This window comes from Streptomyces sp. YIM 98790 (assembly GCF_011421595.1).
In the GTDB taxonomy this organism is placed as follows: domain Bacteria; phylum Actinomycetota; class Actinomycetes; order Streptomycetales; family Streptomycetaceae; genus Streptomyces.
The window spans coordinates 1-18573 of record NZ_WTLH01000037.1 but is presented as its reverse complement, the minus strand read 5'-3'; the positions used below and the strand labels follow the sequence as shown (position 1 = coordinate 18573).

18 protein-coding genes are annotated in these 18573 nt (G+C 73.9%); 12 read left to right on the top strand and 6 right to left on the bottom strand.

The window, feature by feature from the left end:
* Positions 1–143: 143 nt before the first annotated feature.
* Positions 144–1238, bottom strand: coding sequence for an SGNH/GDSL hydrolase family protein (locus GQS09_RS09340; RefSeq protein WP_165985534.1), 1095 nt, complete (start codon positions 1236–1238; stop codon positions 144–146).
* A gap of 204 nt (positions 1239–1442) precedes the next feature.
* Between GQS09_RS09340 and GQS09_RS09335 the strand changes: the two genes are divergently transcribed.
* A complete protein-coding gene (locus tag GQS09_RS09335) occupies positions 1443–2819 on the top strand; it encodes a cystathionine beta-synthase (protein ID WP_165985533.1) in 1377 nt (458 codons plus the stop codon).
* Between the two features lie 281 nt (positions 2820–3100).
* Here the strand turns inward: GQS09_RS09335 and GQS09_RS09330 are convergent, their stop codons facing one another.
* Together GQS09_RS09330 and GQS09_RS09325 are read right to left on the bottom strand one after the other, a co-directional pair.
* Positions 3101–3991 (bottom strand): fructosamine kinase family protein, encoded by an 891-nt coding sequence (locus tag GQS09_RS09330; RefSeq protein WP_165985532.1) that lies wholly within the window; start codon positions 3989–3991, stop codon positions 3101–3103.
* 74 nt (positions 3992–4065) lie between these two features.
* The gene (locus GQS09_RS09325; RefSeq protein ID WP_165985531.1) at positions 4066–4449 is read right to left on the bottom strand and encodes a hypothetical protein; all 384 of its coding nucleotides are present in this window, start codon (positions 4447–4449) and stop codon (positions 4066–4068) included.
* A 201-nt stretch (positions 4450–4650) separates the two neighbouring features.
* On the opposite strand from GQS09_RS09325, the gene GQS09_RS09320 reads away from it, so the two are divergent.
* Entirely contained in the window at positions 4651–5856 is a 1206-nt protein-coding gene (locus tag GQS09_RS09320) for an NAD(P)/FAD-dependent oxidoreductase (protein ID WP_165985530.1), read from the top strand.
* Complete coding sequence (locus tag GQS09_RS09315; RefSeq protein WP_165985529.1) at positions 5853–6767, top strand: RNA polymerase sigma-70 factor; 915 nt, start codon at positions 5853–5855, stop codon at positions 6765–6767. The genes GQS09_RS09320 and GQS09_RS09315 overlap by 4 nt, the downstream gene beginning before the upstream one ends.
* A gap of 189 nt (positions 6768–6956) precedes the next feature.
* Here the strand turns inward: GQS09_RS09315 and GQS09_RS09310 are convergent, their stop codons facing one another.
* Entirely contained in the window at positions 6957–7466 is a 510-nt protein-coding gene (locus GQS09_RS09310; protein ID WP_165985528.1) for an AAA family ATPase, read from the bottom strand.
* Positions 7467–7576: 110 nt separating this feature from the next.
* On the opposite strand from GQS09_RS09310, the gene GQS09_RS28570 reads away from it, so the two are divergent.
* A complete protein-coding gene (locus GQS09_RS28570; protein ID WP_207957615.1) occupies positions 7577–7873 on the top strand; it encodes a hypothetical protein in 297 nt (98 codons plus the stop codon).
* A 182-nt stretch (positions 7874–8055) separates the two neighbouring features.
* Here the strand turns inward: GQS09_RS28570 and GQS09_RS09300 are convergent, their stop codons facing one another.
* On the bottom strand, positions 8056–8298 hold the full coding sequence (locus tag GQS09_RS09300; protein ID WP_165985527.1) for a hypothetical protein: 243 nt from the start codon (positions 8296–8298) through the stop codon (positions 8056–8058).
* 142 nt (positions 8299–8440) lie between these two features.
* On the opposite strand from GQS09_RS09300, the gene GQS09_RS09295 reads away from it, so the two are divergent.
* From GQS09_RS09295 to GQS09_RS09260, 8 genes are all read left to right on the top strand, one after another.
* Complete coding sequence (locus GQS09_RS09295) at positions 8441–9286, top strand: helix-turn-helix transcriptional regulator (protein ID WP_165985526.1); 846 nt, start codon at positions 8441–8443, stop codon at positions 9284–9286.
* Positions 9270–9464: a DUF397 domain-containing protein gene (locus GQS09_RS09290; protein WP_165985525.1), complete on the top strand. Its 195-nt coding sequence runs from the start codon at positions 9270–9272 to the stop codon at positions 9462–9464. The genes GQS09_RS09295 and GQS09_RS09290 overlap by 17 nt, the downstream gene beginning before the upstream one ends.
* Positions 9465–9474: 10 nt before the next feature.
* A complete protein-coding gene (locus GQS09_RS09285; protein ID WP_165985524.1) occupies positions 9475–10311 on the top strand; it encodes a MurR/RpiR family transcriptional regulator in 837 nt (278 codons plus the stop codon).
* A 123-nt stretch (positions 10312–10434) separates the two neighbouring features.
* Positions 10435–12138: a urocanate hydratase gene (gene hutU / locus GQS09_RS09280; protein WP_165985523.1), complete on the top strand. Its 1704-nt coding sequence runs from the start codon at positions 10435–10437 to the stop codon at positions 12136–12138.
* 23 nt (positions 12139–12161) lie between these two features.
* Positions 12162–13424, top strand: a complete 1263-nt coding sequence (locus GQS09_RS09275; protein WP_399552464.1) for an allantoate amidohydrolase — start codon at positions 12162–12164, stop codon at positions 13422–13424.
* Positions 13421–14791: a formimidoylglutamate deiminase gene (locus tag GQS09_RS09270; protein WP_207957614.1), complete on the top strand. Its 1371-nt coding sequence runs from the start codon at positions 13421–13423 to the stop codon at positions 14789–14791. Before GQS09_RS09275 ends, GQS09_RS09270 begins: the two co-directional genes overlap by 4 nt.
* 79 nt (positions 14792–14870) lie before the next feature.
* Positions 14871–16070, top strand: coding sequence for an imidazolonepropionase (hutI, locus tag GQS09_RS09265; RefSeq protein WP_313896064.1), 1200 nt, complete (start codon positions 14871–14873; stop codon positions 16068–16070).
* Between the two features lie 137 nt (positions 16071–16207).
* Entirely contained in the window at positions 16208–17605 is a 1398-nt protein-coding gene (locus tag GQS09_RS09260; RefSeq protein WP_165985521.1) for an MFS transporter, read from the top strand.
* Positions 17606–17657: 52 nt separating this feature from the next.
* On the opposite strand, the gene GQS09_RS09255 is transcribed toward GQS09_RS09260, so the two are convergent.
* On the bottom strand, positions 17658–18398 hold the full coding sequence (locus GQS09_RS09255) for an MOSC domain-containing protein (RefSeq protein ID WP_165985520.1): 741 nt from the start codon (positions 18396–18398) through the stop codon (positions 17658–17660).
* Between the last annotated feature and the right edge of the window lie 175 nt (positions 18399–18573).

Genomic DNA, 18573 nt, shown 5'->3' with positions numbered 1-18573 from the left:
CCTCTCCCGGCTGAGCGCTTGTTCAGTACAAGTTACCCGTCGGAAGCTACCCCTGCGTAGCCCAGGGGTCACGACCCGCCGGGTGTGATTCCAGCCGCACGCTGCTCCCGCACAGCCCGGTCGCGGCACCCGCACAACCGGCGTCACGCTCCGGAGCCGGTCCGGGAGCGCTCGGGCCGCGGCCCGTCCTCCTCGGCCCCGGCCCGGTGACGGCGGCGGTGCCGGAGCAGCGCCCAGGGGGCGCGGCGCCCGCCGTCCGCGGCCGTGACCTCGGTACCGCCCTCGGCCACCGCCTCGGCCGCGGCCCGCTCCACCGGCAGCACACTCTCCCGCCGTCCGGTCTCCATGCGCCCCTCCTGCGGCCACACCCCCAGCGTGGCACAGAGCGTGGGCAGCATCGCCATGGCGGCCGTGGCGTAGCCCTGCGCGGAGGGGTGGTAGTGGTCCGGGCCGAACATCTCCCGGGGCCGGGCGGCGAATTCCGGCCCCAGCAGATCGCCCAGCGAGACGGTGCGCCCGCCCAGCTCCACCGCGGCAATGGTCTGCGCGGCGGCCAGCCGGCGGCTGGCGGTGCGGGCCAGCCAGCGCAGCGGCGGCCACACCGGCTCCACCGAGCCCAGATCCGGGCAGGTGCCGACCACCACCTGGCAGCCCGCCTCGCGCAGCCTGGCCACCGCGCGGGCCAGATACGTCACCGAGGCGGCCGGTGAGAGCCGGCCGGTGATGTCGTTGGCGCCGATGATCAGCACGCACACGTCCGGCACCGTCCGCGGCCCGCCGGCCCCGCTCTCCGGTCCCCCGCCGCCGCCGGGTTCCCCGCCCCCGGGTTCCCGGCCGGGGCCGAGGACCAGGTCGACCTGGCGCTCCAGGTCGTCCGAGCGGGCGCCGGACAGGGCGACGTTGCGCAGCTCCACCGGGCGCTCGGACATCGCCGCCAGCCCCGCGGCCAGCAGCGCCGCGGGCGTCTCCCGGGCCCGCTGCACGCCCAGCCCGGCCGCCGTGGAGTCACCCAGGAAGGCCAGCCGCCAGGGCACCCGGCTGCCCGGCACCGCGCCGTACTCGGCGCCGTACAGGCCGTCGGCCACCGGCGGGACGTCGTCGTTGATGCCGATCGTCCGCCGGGCCATCCGGACCTCGGCCAGCAGGACGCCGGCCGCCACCCCGCCCAGCAGACCGACGCCGCCGCCCCCGTACGCCGCCGCCGTGGCGACCCGCCGGGCCACCCTCGCCATGGACATCGCCCGGACCGCCTCCTCGCTCGTCGCGTCCCGTATTTTCCCCGTACTCTCTGTTTCGTGCCCGTTTTGCCGTCAGTGGCAACGTGTGTCCGTCCGGACACCCGGGGCGAGGCCCGGCGAGGTCCGCGATGCGCGGGACAATAGAGTGCTGCCCTTGAGGGCGGCCGGAACCCGCCCGATGACGTGCGCAGACCGGAGATCCCCATGCACTTTCACGAGTCGATCATCGACCTTGTCGGCAACACCCCGCTGGTGAGGCTGAACAGCGTGACGGAAGGCATCGAGGCCACCGTCCTGGCCAAGGTGGAGTACTTCAACCCCGGCGGGTCGGTGAAGGACCGCATCGCGCTGCGGATGATCGAGGCCGCCGAGGCCTCGGGCGAGCTGCGCCCCGGCGGGGTGATCATCGAGCCGACCTCCGGCAACACCGGGGTGGGCCTGGCCATCGTGGCCCAGCGCAAGGGCTACCGCTGCATCTTCGTCTGCCCGGACAAGGTCTCCACGGACAAGATCAACGTGCTGCGCGCCTACGGTGCCGAGGTCGTGGTCTGCCCCACCGCCGTGGACCCCGAGCATCCGGACTCCTACTACAACGTCTCCGACCGGCTGGTGCGGGAGACCCCCGGCGCCTGGAAGCCGGACCAGTACAGCAACGTCAACAACCCGCTCTCGCACTACGAGAGCACCGGCCCGGAGCTGTGGAAGCAGACCGACGGGCGGATCACCCACTTCGTGGCGGGCGTCGGCACCGGCGGCACCATCACCGGCACCGGCCGCTACCTGAAGGAGGTCAGCGGCGGCCGGGTCCGCGTCATCGGCGCCGACCCGGAGGGCTCGGTCTACTCGGGAGGCAGCGGCCGGCCCTACCTGGTGGAGGGCGTGGGCGAGGACTTCTGGCCCACCGCCTACGACCGCACCGTGCCGGACGGGATCATCGCCGTCTCGGACCAGGACTCCTTCCGGATGACCCGGCGGCTGGCCCGCGAGGAGGGCATGCTGGTGGGCGGCTCCTGCGGCATGGCGGTCGTGGCCGCGCTGGAGGCCGCCCGCGGTCTCGGCCCGGAGGACGTGGTGGTGGTCCTGCTCCCGGACGGGGGCCGCGGCTACCTCAGCAAGATCTTCAACGACGAGTGGATGGCCGACTACGGCTTCCTGGAGGAGGGCGAGCCGGAGCTGCGCGCCGGGGACGTGCTGCGCCGCAAGGCCGGGGGCATCCCGGAGTTCGTCCACATGCACCCGGAGGAGACGGTCGGCCAGGCCATCGACGTGCTGCGGGAGTACGGGGTCTCCCAGATGCCCGTGGTCAAGCCGGGCGCCGGGCACCCGGACGTGATGGCCGCGGAGATCGTCGGCTCGGTGGTGGAGCGGGATCTGCTGGACGCGCTGTTCGCCCGCCGCGCCACCCTGGACGACGCGCTGGAGCAGCACATGAGCGGGCCGCTGCCGCAGGTCGGGTCCGGCGAGCCGGTGGCCGACCTGATGGCCGCGCTGCGCACCGCGGACGCCGCGATCGTGCTGGTGGAGGGCAAGCCCAAGGGTGTGATCAGCCGCCAGGACCTGCTCTCCTTCCTCGCCCAGTAGCCCGCCACGCCGTGCCCCGGCCCGCCCTGCCGCCGGGCGGGCCGCGCGATTGATCCCGACCCGTCACGGTGCGGCAATCCGGCCTTAACACCCCTCGGGCAGAGTTTCTGTTGTCGGCGCCAAGGACCTCCGGAGCGGCTCCCGGACCTCCATGGACGCCTGGACGAGCGGCACGGCCATCGACCCGGGCCGCCGCCGTCCCCGCGGGGACCGCCGTCGTCCCGCCCCTGGCCACCACGCCGGGGTGCGGCGGTCCCCGCCTGATTCTTGTCACGGCGCCGTCAACGGCGGCGCTTCCGGAACGGAGCGACGGTCCGGCGCACGTAATCCGCCGCGCCCCAGTCGTCGTCCCCGTGGGCGATCGTGCTGAGCACTTCCCGCAGATGCAGCAGGGGCATGCGCTCCCGCCAGCCGTCCAGGAGCGGCGCGCGCTCCGCATAGGCGGCGAAGAAGTGCTCGGACACCGGGGGCCGCGGAGAGCACCAGAGCATGCTCAGGTCCACCTCGGCCCAGGTGCAGGAGACGGCGGGGTCGATGAGCACGGGGGCGCCGTCCTCGTCGGCGAGGATGTTCTCCGCCCACAGGTCGCCGTGGGTCAGGCACGGCGGCTGGGCGGGGACGAGGTCGGGCAGCGCCGCGCACAGCGCCTCCAGCGCCCGGCGGTCCGCCGCGTCGAGGGCGGCCTCCACCAGGGGCTCGCCCAGCCACCGCAGCAGGCGTCGCTCGGCGAAGAACGCGTGCCCGTCCCCGTGCCAGGTGTTGTCCTGCCGCATCCGGCCGAGCCAGCCCTGGCGGTGCCACCCGAACCGCTCGCCGACCGTACCGGTGTGGAGGGCGGCGACCGAGGCGCCGAGGTCGGCCCAGAAGCGCGGATCGTCGCGGCGGGGGCGCTGGGGACGCAGTATCAGCACCCGGGGTTCCCCATGGACGATGTCCGGCGTTCTGATGTGCCCTGTCTCACGGAGACTGACCAGCCCGGCGGCCTCGACGTCGAAAACGCCGGGCTCCGTGCCGGGGAGGCACTTGGCGAAGAGCCGTGTGCCGTCCGCCAGGGTGACGAGTCCCGCGACGGCGACCACGCCGCCGCCGCACCGCTCCACCGACCGCACGTCGAACCCCGCGTCCCGGAGCGCGTCCCGGAGCCGGAGTGTCGACGCCTGGGACCCCGCCATGGACACATCTCAGCAGATCGTCCGCGTGGCTCGCCACCGCCCGGGGCGGCGGGCCGTGGCTGCGGCGACCGGCGCTAGTGCCGCAGGGTCGAGTAGAAGTAGTTGACGCCGACGATGCCGGCCCAGGCCACCAGCAGGCCGGGCAGGCCCAGGTTCACCGCGCCGATCGCGGAGAGCGGGATCGCCAGCACCAGGGAGAGCACGGCCAGTGCGAAGGCCGGGCCGGGGCCGTGGCCGCTGCCGTCCTCCCGTTCGGAGGACCGCCGGGAGCCCCGGGTGAGCAGCTGCTGCTCGGCGAGCTGGCGGCGCACCCGCTTGTCCACGGTGGCGTCGATGCGCTCCTCCAGCTTCTCCAGGAAGCTTTCGATCAGCTCTGTTTCATACGCGTCCCCGAGCTCCTTACGGGTCTCCACGGTCGCGTCAAGTTCCTTCTTGAGCTCAGGGTCACGACTACTCATGGCATCAACGGTAAAGACCCGGCACCCCATGCGCACGGGGGCTAACCCCACCATTGCCCCTGCGGCTCCCCCTGCTCCGCCGCCGGTCCGCCGCCGGGTCCGCCGCCGGTCCGCCGCCGGTGTGATCCGGCTCACAGGCTGTCACGGACGCCGCCCTCCCCGGTGTCCTGTGGCCGAACCCCCGGAAGAGAGGGAGAGACCATGACCGGGAAGACCGAAGTCGTCGTGATCGGCGGGGGATACGCCGGCGTCATGGCCGCCAACCGCCTGACGCAGCGCGACGACGTGGCAGTGACCCTGATCAACCCGCGCCCGGTGTTCGTGCACCGCATCCGCCTCTACCAGATGGTGCGCGGGGCCGACACCGCCGTCGTCGCATACCGGGACGTGCTGGCCGAGGACGTCCGGCTGGTCGTGGACTCCGCGGCCCGGATCGATGCCGCCGGGCGCACCGTGACCCTGGCGGGCGGCGGCACGCTCGGCTACGCCTACCTGGTGTACGCGGCGGGCAGCGGCAGCGCCGCACCCCGCGTGCCCGGAGCAGCCGAGTCCGCCTACCCGGTCGCCACCCTGGAGGAGGTGCGGCGGCTGCGGCCAGTCCTCGACGCCGCGCCCGCCGCGGCCCCGGTGACGGTCGTCGGCGGCGGCGCCACGGGCATCGAGGTCGCCGCCGAACTGGCGGAGGACGGCCGCAGCGTGACCCTGGCCTGCGGCGGGGTGCTCGGCCCTGACATGCACCCCCGGGGCCGGCGCTCGGTCGCCAGGCAGCTGCACCGGCTCGGCGTGAAGGTGCTCGACGGCCCCGGCGCAAAGGTGACGGCGGTGACCGGGGACGCCGTTACGCTCGCCGACGGCCGGGAACTGCCCAGCGAGGTGACCGTCTGGACCACCGGATTCACCGCGCCGGACCTGGCCGCGCGCAGCGGGCTGAGCACCGACGCCCAGGGCCGTCTGCGCACCGATGAGACACTGACCAGCGTGGACGACGCGCACATCGTCGCGGCCGGGGACTGTGCGGCGCCCTCGGACCTGCCGCTGCGGATGAGCTGCCAGGCCGCCGGGCCGACCGGCGCGCACGCCGCCGACACGGTGCTCAGCCGGATCGCGGGCACCCCGCCCGCGCCGCTCACCGTGGGGTTCTTCGGCCACTGCGTCGCCGTGGGCAGCCGCGCCGCCACCGTGCAGATCGCCGCCAGGGACGACACCGCGAAAGGGCTCTGCATCGGTGGCCGCCTGGCCGCGACGATCAAGTCGAGTTCCTTCAAGGGCCTGCTCGGGCACCTGTCGGGCGAGGCACGCAAGCCCGGATCGTTCACCTGGAAGTTCCAGGACACGGGGCGCCCGCAGCGGCTGCGGGCCCGGCACGGCGGAGCACCGGCGGACAGCGGGCGGGCGGCCCGGCCATGAACGAGGGCGGGCCCGGCGGCGACCACACCACCGACCCGGCGACGGACGCCTTCGTCGCCCACCGCAGTCTGCTCTTCACCGTCGCCTACGAGATGCTCGGCTCGGCGGCGGACGCGGAGGACGTCCTCCAGGAGACCTGGCTGCGGTGGGTGAAGGCCGATCTGGAGCGGGTGCGCGACCGGCGCGCCTACCTGGTCCGGATCACCACCCGGCAGGCGCTCAACCGGCTGCGGGCGGTCAGGCGCCGCCGGGAGGCGTATGTCGGCCCCTGGCTGCCCGAGCCGCTGCTCACCGCGCCGGATGTGGCCGAGGACGTCGAACTCGCCGAGAGCGTGTCCATGGCGTTCATGCTGGTCCTGGAGACGCTGTCGCCGACCGAGCGGGCCGTCTTCGTGCTGCGCGAGGCATTCGCGTTCAGCTATGAGGAGATCGCGGCGGCCGTGGACAAGGAGCCCGCGGCCGTCCGCCAGATCGCGTCCCGCGCCCGCCGCCGTGTGGATGCCCGGCGCCCGCGCAGGGTGGTCTCCCCGCGGGTGGCCCGGGCGGCCATGGAGGCGTTGCGGAATGCGATCGAGACCAGGGATGTGCGGGGGCTGCTCGACGTGCTGGCGCCCGATGTGGTCGCGCTGAACGACGGGGGCGGGGTCAGGCAGGCCGCGCCGCGGCCGATCGTCGGCGCGGGGAAGGTGGTCCGTTTCCTCGCGGGCGGGCTGGGCCGGACCGCGGGCCGGATCACCAGCGTTCCCACCCTGGTCAACGGCAGCCCGGCGCTTGTTCTGCACCTGGACGGCGAGATCGACGGTGTCCTGGCCCTCCGCGTCGAGGAGGACCGCATCACCGGCCTCTACTACGTCCGCAACCCCGCCAAACTCACCCACGTCCGGACCGGGACGCCCCTCACCCACCACTGACCGGCGGCGGGCGTGCGCCGCGTGAGTCCCGTCAGACCGTGACGATGTCCACGGCGGGGACGCCGAGGAGGTGGTCATCGCGGTGCCGGCCCGGTGGGAAGCCTGGTGGGAAGCCCGGTGGGAGACCTGGTGGGAGACCTGGTGGGACACCTGGTGCGGGGCCCTCACCGCGCGCCGCAGAGGGTGCGGTCAGAGGCGGGTGGCGAGGTGTTTCGCCACCTCGGCCGGCGGAAGGGACGTGGTGTCGATGACCTCGGCCTCCGCGTCCAGCCATGGCCGGGCCTCGCGGTAGGGCGTCAGGTGGTCGAGACGCCACTGCCGGGCCCCGGTCTCGACGGTGTCGGATTCGATCCGCCGGACGAGTTCGTCGTGGTCCGCGTGCAGCAGGAAGTGCCGGACCGGTACACCTTCGGCGGCCAGGCTCCCGAAGATCTCGGCTGCGTACTCCCGCCGGAGCAGCGTCATGGGAGCCACCAGGGGACCGCCGTAGTGCCTGAGGAGCTGTACGGCGGTTGCCGGGACGAGTGCCCGCCAGGCGGGCCAGTCCTGGAAGTCGTGGACCGGCTCGGTGATGTAGTGCCGCAGCATGTAGCCGACGATCTCCGGATCGAAGAGACGGGCGCCGGGCAGCAACTCCGCCAGTTCCCGTGCCGTCGTGGTCTTCCCCGCCCCGAACGTCCCGTTCAGCCAGACGATCACTCCGCATCCCCTCCCGCATCGCGGTCACCATCGCGGTCAGCTCCGCCGAGCTTGCCACCTCGGCCGACGGGATCATGGCCACGAGGGGATTCCCCGTCGTCGTCCGGATTATGTCCGCAAGCACTGTTCGCACCCACGAGAACGGGGCGGCCGGTACGCACACCACCGTGCTGTTCGACCCGGCCGACAGCTCCGTGGTGCGGGTCCGGGACCGTCGGCCCGGCCCCGGCGCGGAGGTCGCCGTGGCCGGGCCGCGCGATCTCTGGGCCGGGATCGAACGGGCGCACAGGCTGTGGCTGGACCTCAGCCGCCCCCGGCGTGAGTGGTTCACCATCCGGGCCACTCCCGAGACGCAGGTCGTCAGCTTCCGGACACCCGGGGCACAGCAGTACACGTGGACTCCCTGACGACCTCGGCCTCCGCGTCGGGCGACGGGGTGGACTCTGCCGAGCTTGCCGCGACGGGCGGTGAGGGCTGACTTGTGGCGGCGATGACGTGGGCGGCGTAGATGACGTGGTGGCAGCCGTCGCAGCGCGAGTTGCCGTCGCTGTCCAGGGACAGCCCGCCCAGATGCAGGCACGGCACGGCGTCAGTCCCCGGCGTCGGGGAGGAGCAGGGCCTCGCCCACCCGGGCGGAGACCGCGATACGGACGGTCGCCAGGTCGAGCAGCCGGACCAGCCGGGCGGTGGCGCCCGGTGTCAGCGCCGGGACGAAGATCAGGCCGCCGCCGACGCAGGTCACCTCGCTGTCGCAGATGTCCAGGTCTTTGAGCCGGCGGTTGAGCCGGGCCAGCACCTCGGACAGTTCTGGGGGCGTCGCTCTGTTGTTCAAGGGATTCACTCCGTTGGCCGGACCCGCTGACGGCGGGTATTCCTATGTGAACCATCGGTGAGACACGGCCCGTTGATGCGGCCCGGGGCGATACCGGTGTCGGGCGGTGGCGAGCGGGTGTGCGAACGGGAGAAGGCGCGGCATGGCGGACGCACAGCATGTGGACAGATCGGCACTGGGTCCGGATGCGATGATCGTGAAGCGCCTCAAGGCGCACCGCGAGAGGCTGGGGCTCAGCCAGCGGGAGCTGGCGGAGACGATCGGTTATCCCCAGTCCTATATCGCCCGGATCGAGACCCGGAAGCAGCGGCCGTCCGACGCGGTGGCGGCGGCGCTGGACGAGGCGCTGGGCGCCCACGGCGAGTTCACCCATCTGCTGGAGATGGCCCGGGCGCTGCTGATCGAACCCGGCGCCCGGGAAGTCGTCGCCAAGGAGACGGAAGCCGTACGGCTGCGCGCATTCACCAGCGGCGTGATCCCCGGCTTGTTGCAGACGGAGGATTACGCGCGCTCGCAGTTCCGTAAAGGCTTGCCCGGTGACTCGGAGGAGGAGATCGAGGAGAAGGTGGCGGAGCGGGTCAGGCGCCATGTCCGGGTGTTCGGCAGAGGCGAGCCGCCGTTCTACCGGGCGGTGATCGATGAGGCGGCGCTCGCCCGGCCTGCCCATTCGAAGAAGGTGATGGCCCAGCAATTGCGGGTATTGCTCTCATGCCAGGAGAAACCTCGCATCAGGATTCAGGTGGTTCCTTTCAGCGCGTATGACCACGGCATGCAGTCCGGTAGCCTCTTCCTGCTGGACCTTGCAGAGGGCGGAACAATCGGCCTGGTCGAAAGCTTTGGCACCGCTCGGGCCATTGAAGCCGCCCGTGAGGTGGCCTTTTACTCGGAGCTGTACGAGTCGGTCCAGAGGCTGGCGCTTTCGGAAGAGGAATCCAGCACCTTCATCGCCCGCTACATCGAGGAATACGAGAATGAGGCCGATAGCTGACGCTGCATGGCGGAAATCTTCCTACAGCGGCAACGACAACGCTCAGTGCCTTGAGGTCCGGGACGGACTTCCCGGTCTGGTGCCGGTGCGGGACAGCAAAGCGCCGGACGGGCCGCGTCTGAGCGTGCGAGTGGGTGCCTGGCGGGCGTTCGTCGGGATGGTGCGGGGGGCTGCATAGACTCGGGCGGGTGGAGGAAGCGAGTGCGCGGCTGCTGAAACTGGTGGAGGGGCACCGGCTCACGCCGGCGCAGCGGCGGATCGCGCACTGCCTGGTGCGGCGGGCCGCCGATGCGCCGTTTCTCTCCAGCGTGGAGCTGGCCGAGCTGGCCGGGGTGAGTCAGCCCTCGGTGACGCGGTTCGCGGTGGCGCTCGGCTTCGACGGGTATCCGGCGCTGCGGCGGGCGCTGCGCGAGGAGGCGTCCCCGGGCGTGGCGGAACCGGTCGGGTCGGCGGTCCATCCGTATCAGCAGGCGGTGCTGGCGGAGATCGAGCATCTGCGGGTCCTGGCGGCCCAGTTGGCCGACCCCGGGCCGGTGGAGCGGGCCGGGCGGCTGCTGGCCGCCTCCCGCCCGCTGCCGGTGCTGGGGCTGCGGGCCGCCGCCGCGCAGGCGCGCGGTTTCGGCTACTTCGCGGCCAAGGTGCATCCCGATGTGCGGGTGCTGGACGAGGGCGGTTCGGTACTGCTGGACCGGATCGAGGCCGCGGCGGCGGCCGGGGCCACCGCGCTGCTCTGTTTCGCGCTGCCGCGCCATCCGAGGGAGACCGCCGAGGCGCTGGCGGTGGCCCGGACGGCCGGGCTCGGCGTGGTCACGGTGGCGGACAGTGCCTTCGCCCCGGTGGCCGAACCGGACGATGTGGTGCTGGCGGCTCCGGTGGGCACGGCGCTGTCCTTCGACACCCCCGCCGGGCCGATGATGCTGGGCCGGGTGCTGCTGGAGGCGATGTGCGATGCCCTGCCCGGCGCCCAGGCCCGCCTGGAGGAGTTTGACGCGCGGGCCGCCGAGCGAGGGGTCTTCCTGGGGTGAAAGCCGCCGAAAGCGGGCAAAATGAGAGGTGGCGGCAGTGTTGTTGACTGAGATTATTCATCGCCTAGGGTGAATGAATAGCGGTCGTCGGGGCCGTGCCGCCGTCAGTGTGGGAGGACACACATGTCCGCACCTCGGATCGTCCGCGCACCGCGCGGCAGTGAACGGACCGCCCGTGGCTGGCCCCAGGAGGCCGCCCTGCGGATGCTCCACAACAACCTGGACCCCGAGGTGGCCGAGCATCCCGAGCAGCTGGTGGTCTACGGCGGCACCGGCAAGGCCGCCCGCGACTGGCCCTCCTTCGACGCCATGGTCCGCACCCTGCGCACCCTCGGCCCGGACGAGACCATGCTGGTGCAGTCCGGACGCCCGGTCGGCGTGATGGCCACCCACGAGTGGGCGCCCCGGGTGCTGATCGCCAACTCCAACCTGGTCGGCGACTGGGCCACCTGGGAGGAGTTCCGCCGCCTGGAGAAGCTGGGCCTGACCATGTACGGGCAGATGACCGCCGGGTCCTGGATCTACATCGGCACCCAGGGCATTCTCCAGGGCACCTACGAGACCTTCGCCGCCGTCGCGGCGAAGCGGTTCGGCGGCAGCCTGGCCGGGACCCTGACCCTGACCGCCGGGCTGGGCGGCATGGGCGGCGCCCAGCCGCTGGCCATCACCATGAACGGCGGCGCGGCACTGTGCGTGGACTGCGACCCGAGGGCCATCGAGCGCCGTATCGGACACGGCTACCTCGATGTGCGGGCGGAGAACCTGGACGAGGCCCTGCGGCTGGCGGACGAGGCCAGGCGGGAGCGGCGGGCCCTCTCCGTCGGGGTGCTGGGGAATGCCGCGGAGGTGGTGCCACGGCTGCTGGCCATGGGCGCCCCGGTGGACATCGTCACCGACCAGACCAGCGCCCACGACCCGCTGACCTACCTCCCGCTGGGGATGGCGTTCGAGGACGGGCCGCGCGAGGCCGCCGAGGATCCCGCCGGATTCACCCGGCGGGCACGGGAGTCGATGGCCCGTCATGTGGAGGCCATGGTCGGCTTCCAGGACGCCGGGGCCGAGGTCTTCGACTACGGCAACTCCCTCCGGGGCGAGGCACGACTCGCCGGTTACCCTCGTGCCTTCGACTTCCCGGGCTTCGTCCCGGCCTACATCCGGCCGCTGTTCTGCGAGGGCAAGGGGCCGTTCCGCTGGGCCGCGCTGAGCGGCGACCCACGGGACATCGCGGCCACCGACAAGGCGGTGCTGGAGCTGTTCCCGGAGAACGAGCCGCTGGCCCGCTGGATCAGGATGGCGGGGGAGAAGGTGCGCTTCCAGGGGCTGCCCGCGCGGATCTGCTGGCTGGGCCACGGTGAGCGCGACCGTGCCGGGGAGCGCTTCAACGACATGGTGGCGAGCGGTGAACTGGCCGCCCCGGTGGTCATCGGCCGCGATCACCTGGACTGCGGCTCGGTGGCCTCCCCCTACCGGGAGACCGAGGCCATGCGGGACGGCTCCGACGCCATCGCCGACTGGCCGCTGCTGAACGCCATGGTCAATGTCGCCTCCGGCGCCTCCTGGGTCTCGGTCCACCACGGCGGCGGGGTCGGCATGGGCCGCTCCCTGCACGCCGGGCAGGTCACCGTCGCCGACGGCACCCCGCTGGCCGGAGAGAAGATCCGCCGGGTGCTCACCAACGACCCGGGCATGGGCGTCATCCGGCATGTGGACGCCGGATACGACCGGGCCCGGGAGACCGCCGGGCGGCACGGCGTCCGCATCCCCATGGCCGAGACCGCGGCCGACGCGGCCGGGACCGCGACCGAGACCGGGACCGAGGCCCGATGAGCGCCCCCGACCGGAGCACGCCCATGGCCGCCCGGACCGGCTACGCGCCCGGCGCGGCCTTCCAGGAGATGTGGCGGGAACTGCTGCCGCTGGGGCGGGACGCCGGGAGCGGGGGATACCGCCGGTTCGCCTGGACGCCGGCCGAGGCCGAGTGCCGGAACTGGTTCGAGCAGGCGGCCAAGGCCCGGGGGCTGAGCCACGAGACCGACCGCAACGGCAACCAGTGGGCCTGGCTGGGCGACCCGGCCGCCGGGGACGCCGTGGTCACCGGCTCGCACCTGGATTCGGTGCCCGACGGCGGAGCCTTCGACGGACCCCTGGGCATCGTCTCCGCCTTCGCCGCGCTGGACGAACTGCACCGGCGCGGCACCCGGCCCCGGCGCCCGCTGGGCGTGGTGGCCTTCGCCGACGAGGAGGGCGCCCGCTTCGGCGTGGCCTGCGCCGGCTCCCGGCTGGCCGCCGGGCGGCTCGACCCCGAGCGCGCCCGCTCCCTGCGGGACGCCGACGGCACGACGCTCGCCCGGGCCATGGAACGTGCCGGGCACGATCCCGCCGCGCTCGGCCCCGACCCCGAACGCCTCACCCGCATCGGAGTGTTCGTCGAACTGCACATCGAGCAGGGACGCATGCTGGACCGGCCGGTGGGCGTGGCCTCCGCCGTCTGGCCGCACGGCCGCTGGCGGCTCGACTTCCACGGCGAGGCCAACCACGCCGGCACCACCCGGCTGGAGGACCGCCGCGACCCGATGCTCACCTACGCCAACACCGTGCTGGCCGCCCGCAAGAAGGCCCGGCTGGCCGGGGCCCTGGCCACCTTCGGCAAGGTGGACGTCCGGCCCGGCGGGGTGAACGCCGTGCCCGGGCTGGTGCGCGGCTGGCTGGACTGCCGGGCACCCGACCACGCCACCCTCGACCGGCTGGTGGCGGACATCGGGCGGGCCGCGGCCGAGCGCGGCACCCGGGACCGGGTGGACGTGGAGATCACCAGGGAGTCGTTCAGCCCGCTGGTGGAGTTCGCGGGCGGGCTGCGCGACCGGCTGGCCGCCCTGCTCGGGGACGCCCCGGTACTGCCCACCGGCGCCGGGCACGACGCCGGTGTCCTCTCCGCCGACCTGCCCACCGCCATGCTGTTCGTGCGCAATCCGACGGGCGTCTCGCACGCCCCGGCCGAGCACGCCACCGAGGAGGACTGCGCCGCCGGCGTCACCGCCCTGGCCGACGTGCTCCAGGCCCTGGCATGCCAGGAGCATGCCGGGGAGCGAAGGGGAGGGGAGGGCCCGGAATGAACCTGACACCCCAGACCTACTGGGCGGACCATGTGTGGACCGGCGGCGCAGTGCGCGCCGGGGTCGTCATCGCCACCGACCGGGCAGGGCGCATCTCCCACCTGCGCAGCGGCGTCCCCGAGCCGCCGGTCGGCGCCGTCTCGCTGCGCGGCCTGACCATCCCCGGCCTGGCCAACGCCCACAGCCACGCCTTCCACCGGGCGCTGCGGAGCGTCTCCCAGGCCCGGGACACCGCCGGGGGCGGGGCCCACGGCTCCTTCTGGACCTGGCGCGAGACCATGTACGCCGTCGCCGAACGGCTCACCCCCGACCTGTACTTCGAGCTGGCCCGGGCCGTCTACGCGGAAATGGCCATGGCCGGCATCACCACCGTCGGCGAGTTCCACTATCTGCACCACGCGCCCGGCGGGCTGCACTACCGCGACCCCAACGCCATGGGGGAGGCGCTGATCGCCGCCGCCGCCGAGGCCGGCATCCGCATCACGCTGCTCGACACCTGCTACCTGGCCGGCGGCTTCGGCCGCCCGCCGATCGGCCCCCAGCTCCGCTTCTCCGACGGCACCGCCGACGCCTGGGCCGAGCGGGCCGCCGCCCTCACCGGCAGCGGCACCACCCGGATCGGCGCCGCCGTGCACTCGGTGCGCGCGGTGCCGGCCGAGCAGCTCGCCACCGTGGCCCAGTGGGCCCGGGAGCGCTCCGCCCCGCTGCACGTCCACCTCTCCGAGCAGCCCCGGGAGAACCAGGACTGCCTCGCCGCGCACGGCCGCACCCCCACCCGGCTGCTGGCCGACCACGGCCTCCTCGGCCCCGGCACCACCGCCGTGCACGCCACCCACCCCACCGAGGAGGACATCGAGCTGCTGGGCGGCAGCGGCACCGCCGTCTGCCTCTGCCCCTCCACCGAGCGGGACCTCGCCGACGGCATCGGCCCGGCCGCCGCGCTGCGCGACGCGGGCAGCCCGCTCTGCCTGGGCAGCGACAGCCACGCCATGATCGACCTCCTCGCCGAGACCCGGGCCGTGGAACTGGGCGAGCGGGTGCGCTCCCTGCGGCGCGGCCACTGGTCGGCGGACGCCCTGCTGGCCGCCGCCACCGAGCACGGCCAGGCCGCCCTGGGCTGGCCGGACGCCGGACGGCTGGAAACCGGGGCGCTGGCCGACTTCACGACCGTGTCGCTGGACAGCGTGCGCACGGCCGGGCCGCCGGCCGCGCTGGCGGCCGAGGCGGTGATCTTCGCCGCCACCGCGGCCGACGTCCGGCACACCGTGGTGGCCGGGCGGCATGTGGTGCGGCACGGGGAGCACCAGCTTGTGCCCCACGTGGCCGCGAGCCTGGCGGAGGCGATCGCCCCGCTGTGCACCCCGTGACGGCGTGGCCGGCGTGGCCGGCGTGGCCGGCGAGGCCGGCGAGGGCGGCGAGGGCGGCGAGGAGAGGGAGAATGCGGAAGTGACGGCCAGGACGACCCTGATCAGCAACATCGCCAGTCTGGTCACCAACGATCCCTCCCTCGGCACGGGGCCGCTCGGCACGATCCCGGACGCGGCCGTCGTCATCGAGGACGACCGCATCGCCTGGACCGGTCCGTCCAGTAGAGCACCCGCTACCGACAGTCATCACGACGCGGGCGGCCGGGCCGCCGTCCCCGGCTTCGTGGACTCCCACTCCCACCTGCTCTTCGCCGGCGAGCGCAGCCAGGAGTTCGCCGCCCGGATGTCCGGCCGCCCCTACACCGCCGGAGGCATCCGCACCACCGTCGCCGCCACCCGCGAGGCCGGCGACCACCAGCTCGCCCGCACCCTGGACCGCCATCTGGCGGAGATGCTGCGCCAGGGCACCACCACCACCGAGACCAAGTCCGGCTACGGCCTCACCGTGGAGGACGAGGAACGCGCCCTGCGGCTGGCCGCAGAACGCACCGAGGAGGTCACCTTCCTCGGCGCCCACGTCGTCGCCCCCGAGTTCGCCGAGGCCCCGGACCGCTATGTGGAGCTGGTCACCGGCCCGATGCTGGACGCCTGCGCCCCGCACGCCCGCTGGGTCGACGTCTTCTGCGAGAAGGGCGCCTTCGACGGCGACCAGGCCCGCGCGGTGCTCACCGCCGGCCGGGACCGCGGCCTGATCCCGCGCATCCACGCCAACCAGCTCAGCTACGGCCCCGGCGTGCAGCTCGCCGTGGAACTGGGTGCGGCCTCCGCCGATCACTGCACCCACCTCACCGACGCCGATGTGGACGCCCTCGCCCAGGCGGCCCGCGGGCCCGCACCGACCGTGGCCACCCTGCTGCCCGGCTGCGAGTTCTCCACCCGGGCCCGCTACCCGGACGCCCGCCGGCTGCTGGACGCCGGGGCCGTGGTGGCGCTCTCCACGGACTGCAACCCCGGCTCCTCCTACACGAGTTCGCTGCCGTTCTGCATCGCGCTCGCGGTGCGCGAGATGGCCATGACGCCGGACGAGGCACTGTGGTCGGCCACCGCGGGCGGGGCCGCCGCGCTGCGCCGCACCGACATCGGACGGATCACGCCCGGCGCCCGGGCCGATCTCGTCCTGCTGGACGCCCCGTCCCACCTCCACCTCGCCTACCGCCCGGGCGTGCCCCTGGTGTCGGACGTCTGGCGGCGCGGACGTCATGTGATCCGGCGCGGCTGAGCCCGGCGGGGCCGGGGAGCAGGCCCGATCCCGGGCGGGCGGGGAGGGAAAACGGTGGTGCCGGACGGCGGCGCTCTGCGAGAGTGCCGGGGACGTGCGGCACGGTTCGGCACAAGGGCAGGGGCAGGGGCAGGGGCATGACGACACAGACACCGGAGCAGCAGGACGATCCCGGCGCGGGACGTCCGGAACCGGCCCCCGGCCCCGCCACCGGGGCCGCACCCGCCGCACCCGCGGCACCCGCCGAGGCCGGAGGGCTGAAGGCGCTGGGTCTGGGCGGGGCGTTCTGGAAGCTGTGGACCGCCTCCACCGTCTCCAAGATCGGTGACGGCGTGGTGCTGATCGCCATTCCCTGGCTCACCACCGAACTCACCAGCAGCGCCCTCGTGGTGGCCCTGATGGGCGTGGCGATACGGCTGCCCTGGCTGCTGTTCAGCCTCCCGGCCGGGGTCTGGGCGGACCGGTTCGACCGCCGCCGGCTGATGCTCGGCGTCAATCTGGTGCGCGCCGCCGTGGTGACCGCCACCGGCCTGCTGGTCTGGGCCGATGCCATCACCCTGCCGCTGCTGTTCGCCGCCGCGCTGGCCCTGGGCTGCTGCGAGGTGGTCTTCGACAACACCAGTCAGGTCCTGCTGCCCTCGGTGGTGGACCGCAGGAAGCTGGAGGCGGCCAACGGACGGCTGATGGGCGCTCAGATGGTGGTCGGCGAGTTCGTCGGCCGCCCGGTCACCGGCGTGCTGATCGGCGTGTCGCTGTCCCTGCCGTTCTTCTTCGACGCCACCTCGGCCCTGGTGTCGGTGCTGGTGCTGCTGGCCGTCCGCGGCTCCTTCCGCGCCGGACGGACCACCGCCGGGCCCGCGGACACCGCCGTCCCCGCGCCGCCGCGGCGGCGGATGCGGGCCGAGATCGCCGAGGGCATGCGCTGGCTCTGGTCCCACCCCCTGCTGCGCCCGCTGGCCATCGCCCTGGCCTGGTCCAACGCCATGAGCGCCGCCGCCTTCTCGATCTTCATCCTCTACGCCCAGGAGATCCTGGGCCTGGGCGCCGAGGCGTTCGGCCTGCTGTCCGCCGCCGGAGCGCTGGGCGGCTTCCTCGGCAGCTTCTTCGCCGCGCGCGTCAGCCGCCGCTTCGGGCCCGCGCACTGCCTGCTGCTGGCCACCGTGGTGTTCGCCGCGGACCACTTCACCATCGGGGTGACCTCCCACGTCTGGCTGGTGGCCGCCGCCTCGGTGCTGGCCGGCATGGCGGTGGTGCTGTGGAACGTGATCACCGTCTCGCTGCGCCAGACCCTGGTCCCGGACGAGCTGCTCGGCCGGGTGAACAGCTGCTACCGGCTGCTGGGCTGGGGCTGCATGCCGATCGGCATGGCGGCGGGCGGCGCGCTGGTGACCGCGGTGGAGCACTGGGCCGGACGGGAGGCCGCGCTGCGCGCGCCGTTCCTCACCGTGACCGTGCTCTCCTTCGGCCTGATGTGGTTCATGCGGCGGCACCTCAACGCCGCCGCCATCCGCCGGGCCCTGGGCACGGCGTCCTGACCGGCGCTGACCGGCGCTGACCGGCCCGGCCTGACCGGCCCGGCGGGGCGCCTCACTCCCCGGCGACCCCGGACGGCCCCGTCCCGGCCCACGTGCGGGCGTACTCCAGGGCCTCGCCGGAGAGCGCGTCGCCCGCGGCGATCAGCCGCGGCCGGAGCTCCGGCTCGGTGGTGCGGGCGCGGAAGAAGAAGGCCACCGACACCTCGTGGTCCGGACGGTGCAGCACCTCGATGCGGTCCCCCGCCCGGACACGGCCGGGCTCGACCACCCGGAAGTAGGCCCCGGGAACGGCGGCGCCGGTGAACCGCTTCACCCAGGCGCGCTCCTGGAGCCAGCCGGCGAAGGTCCGGCACGGGATGCGCGGCGAGGTCACCTGGAGCACCAGGTCCGGGCCGATCCGCCAGCGCTCGCCGATCCGCGCCCCGCTGACGTCGATGCCCTGCGTGGTGAGGTTCTCGCCGAAGATGCCGCCGGGCAGCTCCCGGCCCAGCTCACGCTCCCAGCGGTCCAGGTCCTCGCGGGCGTAGGCGTACACCGCCTGCAGATCGCCGCCGTGGTGGCGCAGATCACCGATGAAGTCGCCCTCCACGCCGCTGCCGGCGGCGCCCCGGGGGCCGGGCGCGGCCACCGTGACCGGGCCGTCGACGGGCCGCTTGCCGATGCCGGTCAACCCGCCGTCCGCGTCCGTGTGCTCGCTGGCGCGCGCGGTGCCGACGTTGACCGACAGCACCCGCGCGCCGGCGGGCGCGGTGCGCGAGGAGCCCTCTTCCGCAGGTTCCGCAGATCGCAGCATGACCTCACCCTAACGAACGCCCCGGTCTGGCCGGACGGGTGAACGGGCGGCGCGGCCGGTGCCGGGCTGCCCGGACGGGCCGGAGCGCGGCGGCAGACTTACGCGTCGCACACCGGATGCGCCCGGGCGGCCCGGCACCGGCCGCGGCCGCCGCCCCCGGGTGCGCCGCCCGCCG

Coding starts and splice junctions, on each gene's coding strand:
- GQS09_RS09340 (WP_165985534.1), bottom strand. CDS start 1,238: ATGTCCATGGCGAGGGTGGCCCGGCGGGTCGCCACGGCGGCGGCGTAC.
- GQS09_RS09335 (WP_165985533.1), top strand. CDS start 1,443: ATGCACTTTCACGAGTCGATCATCGACCTTGTCGGCAACACCCCGCTG.
- GQS09_RS09330 (WP_165985532.1), bottom strand. CDS start 3,991: ATGGCGGGGTCCCAGGCGTCGACACTCCGGCTCCGGGACGCGCTCCGG.
- GQS09_RS09325 (WP_165985531.1), bottom strand. CDS start 4,449: ATGAGTAGTCGTGACCCTGAGCTCAAGAAGGAACTTGACGCGACCGTG.
- GQS09_RS09320 (WP_165985530.1), top strand. CDS start 4,651: ATGACCGGGAAGACCGAAGTCGTCGTGATCGGCGGGGGATACGCCGGC.
- GQS09_RS09315 (WP_165985529.1), top strand. CDS start 5,853: ATGAACGAGGGCGGGCCCGGCGGCGACCACACCACCGACCCGGCGACG.
- GQS09_RS28570 (WP_207957615.1), top strand. CDS start 7,577: ATGTCCGCAAGCACTGTTCGCACCCACGAGAACGGGGCGGCCGGTACG.
- GQS09_RS09295 (WP_165985526.1), top strand. CDS start 8,441: ATGGCGGACGCACAGCATGTGGACAGATCGGCACTGGGTCCGGATGCG.
- GQS09_RS09290 (WP_165985525.1), top strand. CDS start 9,270: ATGAGGCCGATAGCTGACGCTGCATGGCGGAAATCTTCCTACAGCGGC.
- hutU (WP_165985523.1), top strand. CDS start 10,435: ATGTCCGCACCTCGGATCGTCCGCGCACCGCGCGGCAGTGAACGGACC.
- GQS09_RS09275 (WP_399552464.1), top strand. CDS start 12,162: ATGGCCGCCCGGACCGGCTACGCGCCCGGCGCGGCCTTCCAGGAGATG.
- GQS09_RS09270 (WP_207957614.1), top strand. CDS start 13,421: ATGAACCTGACACCCCAGACCTACTGGGCGGACCATGTGTGGACCGGC.
- GQS09_RS09260 (WP_165985521.1), top strand. CDS start 16,208: ATGACGACACAGACACCGGAGCAGCAGGACGATCCCGGCGCGGGACGT.
- GQS09_RS09255 (WP_165985520.1), bottom strand. CDS start 18,398: ATGCTGCGATCTGCGGAACCTGCGGAAGAGGGCTCCTCGCGCACCGCG.